The 14,761-nt window shown below is 74.9% G+C and carries 12 protein-coding genes; 7 read left to right on the top strand and 5 right to left on the bottom strand.

The genetic code is table 11. From position 1 onward, the window contains the following. Positions 1-78 precede the first annotated feature (78 nt). Positions 79-1,791, top strand: a complete 1,713-nt coding sequence (locus JL106_RS18240) for a DUF885 domain-containing protein (protein WP_205262188.1) — start codon at positions 79-81, stop codon at positions 1,789-1,791. 16 nt (positions 1,792-1,807) lie between these two features. On the opposite strand, the gene JL106_RS18245 is transcribed toward JL106_RS18240, so the two are convergent. After that, positions 1,808-2,440: a GNAT family N-acetyltransferase gene (locus JL106_RS18245; RefSeq protein WP_205262189.1), complete on the bottom strand. Its 633-nt coding sequence runs from the start codon at positions 2,438-2,440 to the stop codon at positions 1,808-1,810. A gap of 306 nt (positions 2,441-2,746) precedes the next feature. On the opposite strand from JL106_RS18245, the gene JL106_RS18250 reads away from it, so the two are divergent. Beyond that, entirely contained in the window at positions 2,747-3,289 is a 543-nt protein-coding gene (locus tag JL106_RS18250) for an SAV_6107 family HEPN domain-containing protein (protein ID WP_236007932.1), read from the top strand. Here the strand turns inward: JL106_RS18250 and JL106_RS18255 are convergent. Beyond that, positions 3,281-4,156, bottom strand: a complete 876-nt coding sequence (locus JL106_RS18255; protein WP_205262190.1) for a ParA family protein — start codon at positions 4,154-4,156, stop codon at positions 3,281-3,283. The two genes, JL106_RS18250 and JL106_RS18255, sit on opposite strands and share 9 nt — an antisense overlap. Before the next feature lie 261 nt (positions 4,157-4,417). Between JL106_RS18255 and JL106_RS18260 the strand changes: the two genes are divergently transcribed. From JL106_RS18260 to JL106_RS18270, 3 genes are all read left to right on the top strand, one after another. After that, positions 4,418-5,254: a class I SAM-dependent methyltransferase gene (locus tag JL106_RS18260; RefSeq protein WP_205262191.1), complete on the top strand. Its 837-nt coding sequence runs from the start codon at positions 4,418-4,420 to the stop codon at positions 5,252-5,254. Between the two features lie 83 nt (positions 5,255-5,337). Further along, a complete protein-coding gene (gene dinB, locus JL106_RS18265; protein WP_236007955.1) occupies positions 5,338-6,903 on the top strand; it encodes a DNA polymerase IV in 1,566 nt (521 codons plus the stop codon). Positions 6,904-7,088: 185 nt separating this feature from the next. Beyond that, entirely contained in the window at positions 7,089-7,472 is a 384-nt protein-coding gene (locus JL106_RS18270) for a DUF3040 domain-containing protein (protein WP_205262193.1), read from the top strand. A 273-nt stretch (positions 7,473-7,745) separates the two neighbouring features. Here the strand turns inward: JL106_RS18270 and JL106_RS18275 are convergent, their stop codons facing one another. The 3 genes from JL106_RS18275 to JL106_RS21760 are packed head-to-tail and all read right to left on the bottom strand — an operon-like array spanning position 7,746 to position 12,596. Then, positions 7,746-10,145: a transglutaminase family protein gene (locus tag JL106_RS18275; protein WP_205262194.1), complete on the bottom strand. Its 2,400-nt coding sequence runs from the start codon at positions 10,143-10,145 to the stop codon at positions 7,746-7,748. Continuing rightward, entirely contained in the window at positions 10,142-11,503 is a 1,362-nt protein-coding gene (locus JL106_RS18280) for a DUF58 domain-containing protein (protein ID WP_205262195.1), read from the bottom strand. Before JL106_RS18280 ends, JL106_RS18275 begins: the two co-directional genes overlap by 4 nt. 25 nt (positions 11,504-11,528) lie before the next feature. Further along, positions 11,529-12,596, bottom strand: coding sequence for an AAA family ATPase (locus JL106_RS21760; RefSeq protein ID WP_328842575.1), 1,068 nt, complete (start codon positions 12,594-12,596; stop codon positions 11,529-11,531). A gap of 396 nt (positions 12,597-12,992) precedes the next feature. Between JL106_RS21760 and mraZ the strand changes: the two genes are divergently transcribed. Together mraZ and rsmH are read left to right on the top strand one after the other, a co-directional pair. After that, entirely contained in the window at positions 12,993-13,439 is a 447-nt protein-coding gene (mraZ, locus tag JL106_RS18290; protein ID WP_328842576.1) for a division/cell wall cluster transcriptional repressor MraZ, read from the top strand. A gap of 261 nt (positions 13,440-13,700) precedes the next feature. Next, the gene (rsmH, locus tag JL106_RS18295; RefSeq protein WP_328842577.1) at positions 13,701-14,756 is read left to right on the top strand and encodes a 16S rRNA (cytosine(1402)-N(4))-methyltransferase RsmH; all 1,056 of its coding nucleotides are present in this window, start codon (positions 13,701-13,703) and stop codon (positions 14,754-14,756) included. Positions 14,757-14,761 lie beyond the last annotated feature (5 nt).

Consider the following 14,761-nt stretch of genomic DNA (forward strand, 5'->3'; position numbering starts at 1 on the left):
GCCGGTACGGTCGGTGCCGTGTCGTCCGCCGGTCCTGTCGTCCCACCGGCGGCGCGGATCCCCCGATCGGTGGACCGGGTGAGCGACGAGTACGTGGCGGCGCTGGTCGAGCTCAGCCCGATGACGGCGATCGAGCTCGGCCGCCGGTCGAGTCGCCCCGGCCTGGACGATCTGTCGCCCGACGGGCTGGCCGAACGGCACCGTCTCATCACCGGCACGCTGGCCCGGCTCGCCGTCGTGCCGCCGTCCGGCCCCGACGACGAGCTGGCCCGCGAGGTCATCACCGAGCGGCTGACCGGCCAAGCGGAGCGCCTGGCCTCCGGGTGGGCCGCCGCCGACCTCAACAGCATCAGCTCGCCGGTGCAGCACGTGCGCCAGACCTTCGACCTGCTGCCCACGGACACCGAGGCGGACCTGGCCGAACTGCGGGACCGGATGGCCGGGGTGCCGGCGGCGCTGGACGGGTACGCCCGCGGCCTGGCCGTCGCGTCGGCCGCCGGACGGACCGCCGCGGTCCGGCAGATCGAACGGTGCGCCGCGCAGTGCACGGCCTTCGGTGCCGGTGCCGGTGCCGGTGCCGGGGACGGCGGGTGGTTCACCGCGTTCGTCCGGGGCCTGTCCACCAGCGACACGGCCCGCGACCCCAGGACCGACCCCAGGACCGACTCCGGGACCGACGCCGTGACCCGGGCCGGCCTGTCCGAGGTCGCCCGGGCCGCCGATCGCGCGTACCTGGAGCTCGCCGCCTTCCTGCGCACCGAGCTGCGGCCGGCCGCGCCGTCCACCGACCCGGTCGGCGCCGACCGCTACCGGATGGATCAGCGTCGGTTCCTGGGCACCGAGCTGGACCTGGCCGAGACGTACGCCTGGGGCTGGCACGAGTTCCTGACCATCGAGGCGGAACTGCACCGGGTGGCCGGCCGCATCACCGGCGGGGGCAGTCCGGCCGCGGCCGCCGCGGCGCTCGACGCCGACCCGGCGCGGTCGGTGACCGGACGGGCGGCCTTCCAGGACTGGATGACCGAGGTGTCCGGCGCCGTCGTGGCCGACCTGGCCGGGACCCAGTTCGACCTGCCGGAGTCCATCCGCGCGTTGGACTGCCGGATGGCGCCGCTGGGCAGCCCGGTCGGGGCCTACTACCTGGCGCCGTCGGAGGACCTGCGCCGGCCGGGGTCGATGTGGTTCTCCTTCCCGGCCGACCGTCAGCGCTTCCCGACCTGGCGGGAGACCACCGTGCTGCACCACGAGGGCGTGCCCGGCCACCACCTGCAGATCGCCACCGCGCTGCACGAGCGGGACCGGCTCAACGACTTCCGGCGGTCCCTGGGCGGCACGGCCGGGCACAGCGAGGGCTGGGCGCTGTACGCCGAGCGGCTGATGCGCGAGCTCGGCCGTCTGGACGACGACGGCGTGCTGTTCGGTCTGCTGGACTCCCAGTTGTTCCGCGCGGCCCGGGTGGTGGTCGACATCGGCATGCACCTGGAGCTGCCCATCCCGGCCGAGGCCCGGTTCGCCACCGGTCACCGGTGGACCCCCGCCCTGGGCCTGGAGTTCCTCACCACCCGGACGGTCAGCGATCCGGCGCTGTGTCGCGACGAGATCGACCGCTACCTGGGCTGGCCCGGCCAGGCGCCGGCCTACAAGGTCGGCGAGCGGGTGTGGCTGGCGGGCCGGGCAGCCGCCCGGACCCGCGCCGGCGGCCGGTTCGACGCCCGTGCCTTCCACACCGCCGCGTTGCGGCTCGGCGGGATGGGGCTGGACCCGCTGGCCCGCCAGCTCGCCCGACTGTGACCGGCCGGATTGCCGGTCAGCCGACGGGGTGGTCGGCGTGTCGGTCGGCCAGGACCTCCGGCAGCGGCAGGTCCCGGCCCAGGATGCCGAACGGGCGGGCGTCGCCGGAGAAGCGGTAGTGCCGCAGCAGGTCCTCGAACCCCAGCCGGCGGTACAGCCGCCACGCCCGGTTCTCGCCCTCAGGTGTGGACAGCAGCACCCGGCGCTCGGTCCGGGCGTCCAGCAGCCGGCGCAGCAGCGCCTCACCGAGGCCGCTGCCCTGCGTGTCGGGCCGGACGTGCAGTTCGGTGAGCTCGAAGAAGTCGGCCAGCCAGTCCAGCCGTCGCGAGGCGTCCCGCTCCACCCCGCGGCGCACCTCGGAATACCACCACTGACCGGGCAGGCCACGGTAGCCGTAGCAGAGCCCGCGCACCCGGTCCGCGGCGTCCAGGGCGACCCAGCAGTCGAAGTCCGGCCGGCGGCTGTGCTCGTCCCACAACGCGGATCGGGCCGTGGCCACGCCCGGCGGGTACCCCATCGCCTGCACGTACACGTCGACCAGTTCCTGGACCCGGGCCCGGAACTGCTCTGCGGTCCAGCGGACCAGCCGCACGCGGGTCCCGGCGGCGTCGTCCTGACCGGGTCCCGGCTCCGCCCTGGCGTGTCGCATCCGGTCATCAGACCACGCCGCACCGGCGGCGCGGCGGGCCGGGGCGGGCGCATCCGGCCTCCGGAGTGGTCGACGTCGGTGATCGCGTCGACGGTCGGAGGTCGAGTCACGACCCCGGAGTGCTCTGGCCATCCTCGGTGTCGGTGGTCCCTGGCACAGTGCGGATCAGGGTGCGGGTCTCACGGCATGAGTCGGGTCGCCGGGACGTCGGACAGGACGTGCTGGCGGAGCGCCCCGTCCACGAGGTACCGTCGGTGTCGAACAGACGTACGAAACATGGTCCAGGGGACGATCGGAGTGGGAGCCATGACGCTGACGGTTCAGGAACGGGCCGGCTGGCAGCCGATGTTGTGCGATCCGACGGCGGCGGACGGCGCTGAGGCGCCCGGCCGCTCGCCGCGCCGCGCCGCCCCGGCGGCGCGCACCGGCCCGAACCGGACCGGTGAACGGTCGCGACCGGCGCCGCTCGGGGCGCCGCCGGTTCCGCAGGCCGCCCGTGACCTTCTGGCTGACGCCGGCCGCGGCGTCGGCCGGGCCGTGGGCATCGCGGATGCGCCGGAGCGGTTCGCGGCGGCGCACCTGGCCGCGCTGCGGGCCGCGGCGGCCGTGCTGGCCGCCCGGGCCCGTCCCGTGCGGGGCCGGCGGGGCAGCGCGTGGGAGCTGATCGCCCGGGTGGCGCCCGAGCTGTCCGAGTGGGGGGCGTTCTTCGCCGCCGGCTCGGCCAAGCGTCACGCGGTCGAGGCGGGTCTGGCCGCAACGGTCACCGCGCGGGAGGCCGACGACATGGTGCGGCAGACGGCCGTCTTCCTCGACGTCGTCGAGGAGTTGCTGAGCCGCCGGTCAGCGTGACCGGCGACGGGCTGACCGGAGCAACCGGTCGAGCAGCTCGTCGAACTGCTGCGCCAGCTGCCGGGCGCCCGGGGTGGGCCAGCCGTGGATCGGCATGCCGGCGCCCTGGGCCTGCTGCACCGCGGAGCGGTCGGCCAGCACGGGCGACAGGACGAGCGGGCCGAACAAGTCCTGCAGCTCCTGCAGCCGGTACTCGTGCTCGGCCACCCGGGGCCGGAAGCGGTTGATGACCACCCCGAGCGGCTGCAGGCGAGGGTTGTGGCCGCTGCGCTCCTGCTGGACCGCCTCGAGGGCGCGCTGCACGCCGGTCACGGAGTACAGCGACGGCTCGGTGACCAGAACGGCGCGGTCGGCGGCGACCAGCCCGCTGCGGGTCAGCTGCCCCAGCGACGGCGGGCAGTCGATGAGCACGAGCTCGGGTGCCGGATCGACCAGGGCGAGGGCGTCGGTCAGCCGGACCAGCCGCTTGGCGTCGGGGTCCGGGTGGTTGTGCGCCTCTACCGTCTCGCTGCCTGGCAGGATCCGCAGTGATCCACCCCAGCCGGACGGCTGGACGGCCCGCGCGACGACCTTGCGCCGCGGATCGTCCAGCACCTCGGTGATGGTGGTGCTGCCGACGCGCGGCCGGTGGCTGTCCTTGTCGGGATCCCCGGCAGACTGCGCGTGGTGACCACCCGGCGGTCGGGTGCCGTCGAGCACCGCGACCAGGTCGTCGCGGGCAGTGAGGGTGCTGGTCGCGTTCATCTGCGGATCGAGATCGATCAGCAGTGTGTCGATCCCTCGGTGATGGGCCGCGGAGGCCAGGCCGAGGGTGACGGTCGTCTTGCCGACACCGCCTTTCAGACTGAGCACGCTGGCCACCAACACCCGGACACCCTAACGGCCCGGGGAGGGTGCGTCAGTCGCTGCCGGACCGGGCGCGTCCGCGGCGGTGCGCGTCCGGCCGGATCGGACACCGCTCGCTCGCTACCCTCAGGACCGGAGATGCGCCGAGCAAGATCCGAGCCGGATCTCGTGCAGGATCCGAACTGGAGACTGTCCACCCATGCGGCCAGGCTGGACCGGTCAGGAGGGCCGCACCGAGATGAGGGTGACCCCCATGCACGAGCCCGCCGTGGAGTTGCGCCGATGACCGCGGGTGCGGCGGGGCCGGATCCGGTCGCCGAGGTGTTGCGCCGGTTGATCGCGGACCGGCCACACGCCCGGGTGATCGACGTGGGCGGCGGTAGTGGGACCCGCGCGGTCCCCCTGGCGCAGTTGGGCTGCCGCGTCCTGGTGGTGGACTCGTCCGCCGACGCGCTGGCGATCCTGCACCGTCGGGCCGCGGAGGCCGGCGTCGACGACCGCGTCACCGGCCGGCAGGCCGACGCCGATCGGCTGGCCGAGGTGGTGGCCGGCTGGAGCGTGGCCGGTGACGCGACGGTCGGCGACACCACTCCCGGCGCCGACCTGGTGCTGTGCCACCACGTGCTGGAGGCGGTCGACGACCCCGCTGCTGCCATGGCGGCGATCGCCGCGGTGCTGCGGCCCGGCGGTCAGGTGTCGGTGCTGGTGCCGGGGCTGCTGGCCGCCGTGCTGGCCCAGGCGTTGGCCGGCCGCTCGTCTGCGGCGCGAGCCCTGCTGGCCGATCCCGACGGGCGCTGGGGCGCCGACGACCCGCTGCGGCGGCGGTTCACCGTCGAGCAACTGCGGGGCATCTTCGCCACCGCCGATCTCGAGGTCGAGTCGGTGCTCGGCATCGGGGTGGTCCCGGGCGTCGCTCACGTCGGCGCGGCCGGATCGGCAGAGGACGAGGACGAGGACCGGTGCGCCGTCGAGGCCGACCTGGCCGTGCACCCGGTGGCCCAGCAGATCGCCGGCGACCTGCTGGTCGTGGGCCGTGCGAACCGGGTCGCCGCGACGGCCGGTGCGGGGTCGACGGCCGGTGCGGGGCCGACAGCCGACGGCGCCCCGCCGGCGCGGTGAGCACCCGGCCCGACCTGGGCCGGTTGGTCACCGCGGACCCGGCCGAGGTCGACGACTCCCGCTGCACCGTGCTGCACATCGACATGGATGCGTTCTTCGCGTCCGTGGAACTGCGCAGCCGGCCGGACCTGCGCGACCGGCCGATGCTGGTCGCCGGCCGGCCCGGCCCGGACCGGCTGCCGATGGCCCACCCCGACGCACCGCAGGATCCGCGGCGGACGCGGCGATCGGGGCGGTCCGCCCACCCGGACGACCTGGACACCGGGATTGAGCCCGAGCGGCGCCGGCCCACCGATCCCGTCGGCGACCGGCGGGGCGTCGTGCTCTCGGCCAACTACCCGGCCCGGCGCTACGGCATCCGCTCGGCGATGCCGACCGCGGCGGCCCGCGCGCTGTGCCCGGGACTGGTGGTGCTCCCGCCGGACTACGCGGCCTACCGGGAGGCGTCCGACGCGCTGATGCGGATGCTGCGGGACGTCACGCCGCTGGTCGAGCCGTTGTCGGTGGACGAGGCGTTCCTGGACGTGAGCGGAGCCCGACGCCGGTCCGGGTCGCCGTCGCGGATCGCCGCCGACCTGCGGGCACGGATCGCCGACGAACTGCAGCTGACCGCCACGGTCGGCGCGGCCTCGACCAAGTTCGTGGCCAAGCTCGCCTCCGGATGGGCCAAGCCCGACGGCATGCTCGTCGTCCCACCCGAGCGGGTGCTCGAACTGCTGCACCCGTTGCCGGTGCGGGCGCTGTGGGGCGTCGGTCCCGCCACCGCGGCCCGGCTCGAGTCGGTGGGCCTGAACACCGTGGGGGAGATCGCCGCGGCCGACCTGCGCCTGCTGACCCGTGTGCTCGGCACGGCCGTCGGGACGAACCTGCACCGGCTGGCGTCCGGCGTCGACGAGCGCGTGGTCACCCCGGACACCGTCGAGTCCTCACTCGGCGCGGAGCACACCTACGCCGACGACACCCCCGACCCGGACGTGTGGGCGCGCACGCTGCTGCAGTTGGCCGGCCGGACGGGTGCGCGGGCCCGCGCCGGCGGCGCCCGCGGCCGCACCGTCACGATCAAGATCCGGTTCGCCGACTGGACCACCATCACCCGGTCCAGCACCGTCGAGCCGGCCACGGACATCACCCAGGTGATCTACCGGACCGCGACCGCGTTGCTGCACCGCGCCGTCCCGGCCGGCCGCCGGATCCGCCTGCTCGGCGTCCGCCTGGAGAACCTGCTGCACGACGGTCCGTCCGATCCGGGTCGCGACGACCAGACCGAGCGCCGGGACGACGGCCCGGACCGCGCCCGGCGCCCGGGCGCGGGCGGTCCGGCGATCACCGGAGGAGCGGTGATCGCCGAGCAGCTGGCGTTCGACCTCGGCCCGACCGTCGTCGCCGCGGCCGACGGGCCGGCGGCGCCCGCCGCTGCGGTGTCCGCCGACTCGGCCCGGCGCTGGGCGTCGGTGGACCGGGTCGCGGACCTGCTCGTCGACCGGTTCGGCGCGGCGGCGCTGCGCCCGGGCAGCGTGCTCGGCCCCGGCCGTCCCGCCGATCCACCGCCGGCGGCCCGGCACCCAGCCGCTCGGCCGTCGGCAGGCCCGTCGCGGTCCCGACCCGGCCCGCCCGCACCGGGCCTGGACGGGCCGGGTCGGCCGCGCTGAGCGGCCCGACGATCGCGCTCCGCGAGGGACCCGGGACCGTTCCGGGGCGGTCCGGGGTTGACCATCAGCCGATTTGCTCACTCGTTACCACGCCGGGCGCGAGTGCTCGTATCCTGGATGGTGAGGTCGCTCATCGGCGACCTGTCCAGTGACCCACCGCGTAGGTCGGTGCCGGAGGAGGACCCATGCCGCTCTCCGAGCACGAGCAGCGCATGCTTGACGAGATCGAACGCGCTCTCTATAAGGATGATCCGAAGTTCGCGACCAGTGTGAACGTCGGGCGAATCCGTCGGCGGCGACCCATCGTCGCCGGGATCACGTTCTTTCTGGGGCTTGTCGCGCTCGTCGTCGGTGTGATCGCCACGCAGAGCCTCTTGGCCCTCGGTGTGGTGGTCAGTGTTCTCGGTTTCCTGACCATGGTCGCCGCCGTCGGGCTCTTCGTCTTCGGTCAGCCCGGGAGTCGCGGCGCCGCGAAGTCGGGCAACCGCAGCACGCCCAGTGCCAACCCGACGATGTCGCACCGCATGGAGGAGCGCTTCCGCCGCCGGTTCGAAGAACCGGAGCAGTGAGCCGCCGGCCGGTCCGGTCGTCGGTGTCCACCCCGGCGTCCTGACCGGCCCTGGGCCGCTCCCCGGTGCCGCACGCCCGCCCGTCGATGACGCTGTGCGCCGACCAGGCGTGGACTGTGCCCGGTCCCGGACCCCGCGGCCGCGACCGGCTCGCGATGTCGGCCCGACCGGCACCCTCACCTGATCATCGGGCACCCCGCACCCGTCATCTGATCACCGCCGTGCATCAGGCCCCCGCCCTGCCGCCGCACCACCGGGCCGGTGTCCACCCGTTCAGCGCCAGCGCGGGGGCCGCACCGACCGGGGCAGCAGCCGGTCGGACAGCCGCTGCGGCCGCCCCCGGGCGATCGCGGCGGTGATCCGCCGGACCCGTTCCGCGAGCAGTGCGCCGGTCGCCGAGCCGCCGGCCCGGTCCGCCACCGCCACTCCTGCCGCCCCTGCCACTGCGGTCGAGCCGGACGACAGCGCGGCGGCGGCCCTCGACGTTCCGACCGGCACCGCACCGACGACCGGGTCCGCGGTCCCGACGGGCGCCGCGTAGCAGGCCCGTTCGGTGTCCAGGACGAGCATCCGCAGTTCGTCCCGGTCGTCGCCGTCGAGCCGGGCGACCCGGGCGAGCCGGTTGGCCGCACTGCGCAACGACTCCGCCGAACTCATCGCCACCCCGTGATCGGCGGCCGCGTCCTCCACCTCGGCCCACGCGGCCAGGGGAGCCTGCGGGCCGCCGGCCTCGATCACCGTGAGCCGCCGGCGGCGGCGCAGCCCCCGCACCAACGTCGGGGTGGCGGCCAGGGCGGCGAGGACGGCCACGATGCCCACGGTCCATCCGAGGACGGCCAGCAGCGAACCCGACCCGGACTCGTCCGTGGGCACCGGGGGCGAGGAGTCGAGCAGCGGTTCCATCCCGGGCGCCGGCTCCGGGATCCCGAGGTCGCCGCTGGTCACCGCGGCGTCCGAGGTGGGCGTGACTCCCTCGGTGGTCGGCGCGGTCGACGGAGCCTGCGCCGTGTCGTCGAAGAAGCCCTGTTGTCCGCCCTGGCCACCGGTCAGTGGTGTGGGATCGAACCGGACCCATCCGGCCGCATCGAAACGGACCTCGACCCAGGCGTGCGCGTCGTGACTGTTGATCAGGTACGAGCCGTCGGCCTGCCGGTCGCCCTGGGTGAAGCCGACCGCCACCCGGGTCGGCAGCCCGACCGCCCGGGCCATCACGGCCATCGCCGATGCGTACTGCTCGCAGTAGCCCTGGCGGTTCTGCAGGAAGTCCAGCAGCGCGTCACCGGTGTTGCCGGTCGGCACGGACAGCGAGTACACGAACCCGTTGGCGGGATCGGTGAAGAACTGCTGCAGGGCCAGCGCCTGGTCGAACGGCGTGGTCGCCGCCGCGACCACCGCCCAGGCCTGCGCGACGACCTCCTCGGGCATGGCCCCGGTGTCCAGCAGCCGCGGATCGGCCGTCACCGTGTCCGCCCGCAGCGCGCTGGCGCCCGCCATCGCGGTGCTCTTGGTGAGCCGGTAGGAGTCCACGTCGACCGGGTCCTCGCGGAACACCGCCTGCAGCTCGGCGTCGTAGGTCCACCCCGAGCCCAACCCGGAGACGGCCGAGGTCGCCTGGTAGACCGGCAGGAAGCGTTCGCGCAGGTTGGTCACCGTGATGTCCAACGTGACCTCGTCGGGGCCCGGCGTCACGTCCGTCGACAGCGACCCGGAGTCCTGCAGCTCGTCGACCGACCAGCCCTGGTCGGGGGTCCAGGACTCCAACCCGACCGTGCGCAGGTAGTCGGGGGTCGGCAACCCGCTCACCCGCATCAGGTCGACCGGATCGGCCCGCTCGAGGTCGCCGCGCAGCGAGGTGAACGGGGACAGCCCGATCCCGGAGCTGCCGCCGCCCTCGGCCTGCGGCAGTCGCCCCTCGGTGCCCACCCCGGTGGAGGCGGCCGCGCCGACCAGCGCCAGCACGGCAGCCATGGTCGCGATGGGCACCGCGGCCGCCCCCACGCCGGCGGCCGGCCGCCAGCCGGTCACCCGCCCGGCCGCCCCGGTGACCAGCAGCAGCAGGACGTACGCCACGGCCGGCAGCACGAACGCCGGCCACGGCAGCATCACGCCGGAGATGGACGCCGGCACCGAGTACAGGCACAGCAGCGGCAGCGCGACCAGCCCGGGCGCACCCGCGACCGCGATGAGCAGGTCGACCACCACCGCGGCCAGCCCGACGCTCAGGCAGATCAGGAAGGACAGCTCGGGGGTCACCGGTGCGGGCGCGACGGTGGTCAGCACCTGGTCCCAGGCGCCGGCCAGCAGCTCCCGGCCCTCGGCCCAGGCGTGCGGGTCGGGCAGCACCCCCCAGGTCGCGCCGGTGACGAACAGGCCGGTCAGCGTCACGGCCAGGGTGGCGAGCTGCACCAGCACGACCACCGCGCTGGGCAGCCGCAACAGCCGGCCGCCCACGCCGACCAGCCAGATGACGGTCAGCACCACCACCAGCGAGGTCAGCCACGAGGTGCCGGACAGCTGGGTGGCCAGGGCGCTCGATCCGGCCAGCACGGCCAGCGCGCCGATCGCGGTGGCCAGCGCGGCGACCTGTGGGTGACCGTCGTCCGGCGGCGGACCGGCCGGGTAGGCCCCGACCGGGATCGGCCCGTCGTGCTCCGGCGGTGCGGTGACCGTCATCGGCGGACCCCCGTCCCCGGGGCACCGGCCCCGGACAGTCCGGCCGTCCCGGCCGGGCGCATCCGCACCGCGGGACCCGGACCGGGCCGGTGGCGCGGCGGGCACACCCGTTGCCAGGCGGCGGCGAGCGGCTCGTCCCGGGTCCACCGGGTGACCCGCCAGCCGGCGGCCGTCATCACGGTGATGCCCTCCGGTGGGGGCGGCGCGACCGTCCGCCCGTCGTGCTCGCTGACCACCACGGCGACCAGCGTGCCGGCCCGGCTCAGCGTCGAGGTGAGCATCCGGGCGGTCCGGACGTCGAGCTCGCCGAGCACGGCCACCACCAGCCCGGGATGAGCGGGCCGGACCGGGTGCCAGGAGGTGCGGTCGGCGCCCAGCACGGCCAGCGCGCCCAGGACGTCGTCGGCGATGTCGTGCCCGTCGGCCAACACCCGGTCGGTGTGGGTGACCAGGCGGACCCGGTGGTCCTCGGCAGCCAGGTGCAACGTCAGCGACGCGGCCGCCGAGACGGCGCGTTCGAAGGTCGGGTCACCGCCGATGCCGTCCGGGTACTCGGACGTCGGCCTTGCGTCCGGGAACGCGGCGACCCGGTGGTCCAGCAGCACGGTGGCGCCGCCGTGGGAGGCGGGCTCGTGCAGCCGGACCATGAGCTCGTCGTGGTGCCGGGCGGAGGCGCGCCAGTTGATCGCCCGGATGTCGTCACCGTCCCGGTACGGACGCATGGTGATGTCCGGGTCGCCGCCGGACTCGCCGGCAGGGGTCCGCTCGGACGCGGCCGACAGCGTGCCCGGTCCCGGCGGTGCACCGATCAGGGGTTCGACGGTCGGGACGACCAGGACCTCCGTGCGGGCCGGCAGCATCCGGGTGCTCTCCCACATGCCGAACGGATCACCGATACGGATGCGTGGCGGCCCGACCACGAAGCGGCCGCGGCGCACCGCCACCGCCGGGTAGCGGGTCACCGCGCTGTGACCGGCCCGCAGACCGGGCACCGTGGCACGCAGGCCCGCGGTCAGGTCGGGGGTCGGCCGCTCGCCGAGCTCGCACGACGCCGACCGGCTGACCCCCGAGTTGGTCACGGTCAGCTCCACGGTGCCGGTGCTGCCGGCGGCCAGCCGATCGGGCAGCACCCGGTGCGCGGCGGCCAGCCGGGTCCGGTGCAGCGTCATGACGAGCCAGGCGAGGATGGGGAACAGGGCCGCGAACAGGCCGATGCGCAACAGGTCCCGCTCGTCCAGCACGACGGCGCAGACGACGGCGGCCAGGCCACCGGCCAGCAGACAGCGCCCCCGGGTGGTGAGGCCGCTGATGGATCGCCAGCCGTCCCGGGTGGACCGCGGCCGCTTCCCGGGGCCCATCCCCGGCATCGGTCGTGCGGCCGGCTCAGCCACCCGACCCCCGGGGGACCCGGATGCGGGACACCAGCACGGCCACGATCTCCTCGGCCGACCGGTGATGGCTGTGTGCCTCGACGGTCAGGATCAGCCGGTGCGCCAGCACCGGCACGGCCAGCCGCTGGATGTCGTCGGGCACCACGAAGGTGCGGCCGTCCATGGCCGCCGACGCCTTGGCCGCCCGGGCCAGGTGCAGCACGGCCCGGGGCGAGGCGCCGAGCCGGACGTCGGGCAGCCCGCGGGTGGCGGCCACGATCTCGACCAGGTAGGAACGCAGCGCCGGGGCGAGGTGCACCCGGGTCACCGCGTCGATGAGCTGCGCGGTCCGTTCCACCGTGGCCACCGGGCGCAGCAGCGCCAGCGGGTCGGTGCGGTCCCGGTCGGACAGCATCGCCACCTCGGTGGTGGGGTCGGGGTACCCGATCGACATCCGGGCCAGGAACCGGTCCCGCTGCGCCTCCGGCAGCGGATAGGTGCCCTCCATCTCGACCGGGTTCTGCGTGGCCACCACCAGGAACGGGCGGGCCAGCTGGTAGGTGGTGCCGTCCACCGTGACCTGGCGTTCCTCCATGCACTCCAGCAGCGCGGACTGCGTCTTGGGGGAGGCCCGGTTGATCTCGTCGGCGATCACCACATTGGCGAAGACCGGACCGGGCCGGAACTCGAACTCGGCGGTGTTGCGGTCGAAGACGCTCGAGCCGGTGACGTCCCCGGGCATCAGGTCCGGCGTGAACTGGACCCGGCTCACGGCGCCGCCGAGCACCCGGGCCATGGCCTTGGCCAGACTGGTCTTGCCGGTGCCCGGCACGTCCTCGACCAGCAGGTGACCCTCGGCCAGCACGCCGATCAGGGCGAGGCGAACGGCCTCCGGCTTGCCCAGCAGTACTTGGCCGACGCCGTCGGCCAGCCGGCCGGCCAGCTCCGCCGCGCCCTCCGGGGTCAGCGGGGTCTGGTCGACAGGTCCGTCGACGGGCGCGCCGACCTCGTGCGGGGCGATCGCGGGCCCGGAGTTCGGGGCAGCACCGGCCTGCCGGCCTGTCTCGACTTCCTGGGTCACGCTCGGCCTCCTGCGTCCTGGAGTGGTGCCGTCCGCGCCGCCGGCACGGTCAGTGGCATCCGCCGGGCCGGACCGGCCGACGGTGCGTCCGCCAGTCTGCCAGGGTCGGGCCCCGCCGCGACCTTCGTCGTCGGACCCGACCGGCCGCCGGACGCCCCGGAACTGCAGGGACGTGGGTCGGACCCGTCGGCCGGGCGGTCGGTGCTCGGAACAGGGACGAACGGCTGGTCCAGCGCGGAGCCCCGCCAGGCCCGGCGGACGCGCGGGACGGCCGATGGGGCAGGTGGTGGGGACGCGACGCGTTGCGGGACAGTTTGTGGGCCGAAGTGGGGGAAAGTGGGGTACGGTGGCGGCGCCGGGGGACGGTGGGAGCAACAGGGGTGGAGGTGATCGGCCGTGGCGACCGGACTCACCGGGTTCTTCGGCACGCACACCCCGCGCATGGACGACAAGGGCCGGATCACGCTGCCGGCCCGGTACCGCGACCACTTCGCCGCCGGGGCGATGCTGGTGCGGGGTCAGGACCACTGCCTGTACCTGTTCACGCCGGACGGCTTCGCCGAGTTCGCCGAAGCGGCCATCACCGCCCCCATCACCGACGAGCGGGCCCGCGGGTACCAGCGCTACATGCTGGCCAACACCGAGGAACAGCGCCCCGACGCCCAGGGCCGGATCTCGGTCCCGGCCCGGATGCGCGAGTACGCCGGGCTGACCAAGGACGTCGTCATCACCGGTGTCGGGCTCCGCATGGAGCTGTGGGACTCCCAGCGGTGGGAGGCCTACGAGGCCGAGCAGGAATCGGTCTACGCCGCGCCGGACCGGTCACTGTTCGACAGCGGCTAGCCCCGGTCGCGGCCCCCAGCCAACGTCCCCGAGTCCCACTCCGCCCCACCGACCGTCCGATCCGCGCCCACGCCTGCTGCCCGGCCTGCACCCGCTCTGCTTCCTGACGCGACTTCCCCCGCGCCAGGGAGGGAGCGGGTGGGGACCAGACATCAGGCGCCACCACGGATCGGACCCCGGGGGCGGCCAGGATCCGCTCCTGGCCGTCGCACGGCCCCGTCGGGCACGGTCACCACCGGTCAGAACCAGGAGAGCGACGACGTGACCGAGCCGGACGACCCGCAGGCCGCGACCGGCCCGGCGACCGCTCCGGCGACAGAGTCCGACGACCTGGCCCGGCTGGCCGGACTGCACGTCCCGGTGTTCTCCGCCCGGGTGGGGACGCTGCTGGCCCCCGCGTTCACCGACCGCCCGGATCCCGTGATGGTCGACGGCACCCTGGGCATGGGCGGTCACACCCTCGCCCTGTTGCAGGCCCATCCACAGCTCCGGGTGATCGGCATCGACCGGGACCACCAGGCGCTGGACGTCGCCCGGCGCCGGCTCACCGCCGCGGGCGTGGCCGACCGAGCCGTGCTCGTGCATGCCGTGTACGACGAGATCGGCGATGTGGTGGCGGATCACACCGCCCGGGGCTGGATCCCGCGGGTCGGTGTCGCGGGAGTGCTGTTCGATCTCGGCGTGTCGTCGTTGCAGCTCGACGAGGTGCGCCGCGGGTTCGCCTACGCGGTCGACGCCCCGCTCGACATGCGAATGGATCGCACCACCGGTATCACCGCGGCCGACGTGCTGAACACCTACTCGTCGCCCGAGCTGGTCCGGGTGCTCCGCCAGTACGGCGAGGAACGGTTCGCGCCGCGCATCGCCTCGGCCGTCGTGCGGGCCCGGGCCGAGCAGCCGTTCACCACCAGTGCCCGCCTGGTCGAGCTGGTCCGGGCGTCCATCCCGGCCGCCGCCCGGCGCACCGGTGGACACCCGGCCAAGCGCACGTTCCAGGCGTTGCGCATCGAAGTGAACGACGAGCTCGGCGCGTTGCGCCGGGCGATCCCCGGAGCCATGGATCATCTCTCGGTGGGAGGACGGCTGGTGGTGCTGTCCTACCAATCGCTGGAGGACCGCATCGTCAAGCACGCCATCGCGCCGCGCACGGAATCCACTGCGCCGCCCGGGCTCCCGTTCGACGTCCCCGGTTCGGCGCCCGAGTTCGGTTGGCTGATCAGGGGTTCCCAGCAGCCGGATGACGCCGAGGTCACCGAGAACCCGCGGGCCGCGTCCGCCCGCCTGCGTGCCGCCGTCCGACTGCGGGAGGCCGGATGAACCGC

Origin of the sequence: Nakamurella leprariae, from assembly GCF_016918035.1 — a bacterium.
Lineage (GTDB): Bacteria > Actinomycetota > Actinomycetes > Mycobacteriales > Nakamurellaceae > Nakamurella > Nakamurella leprariae.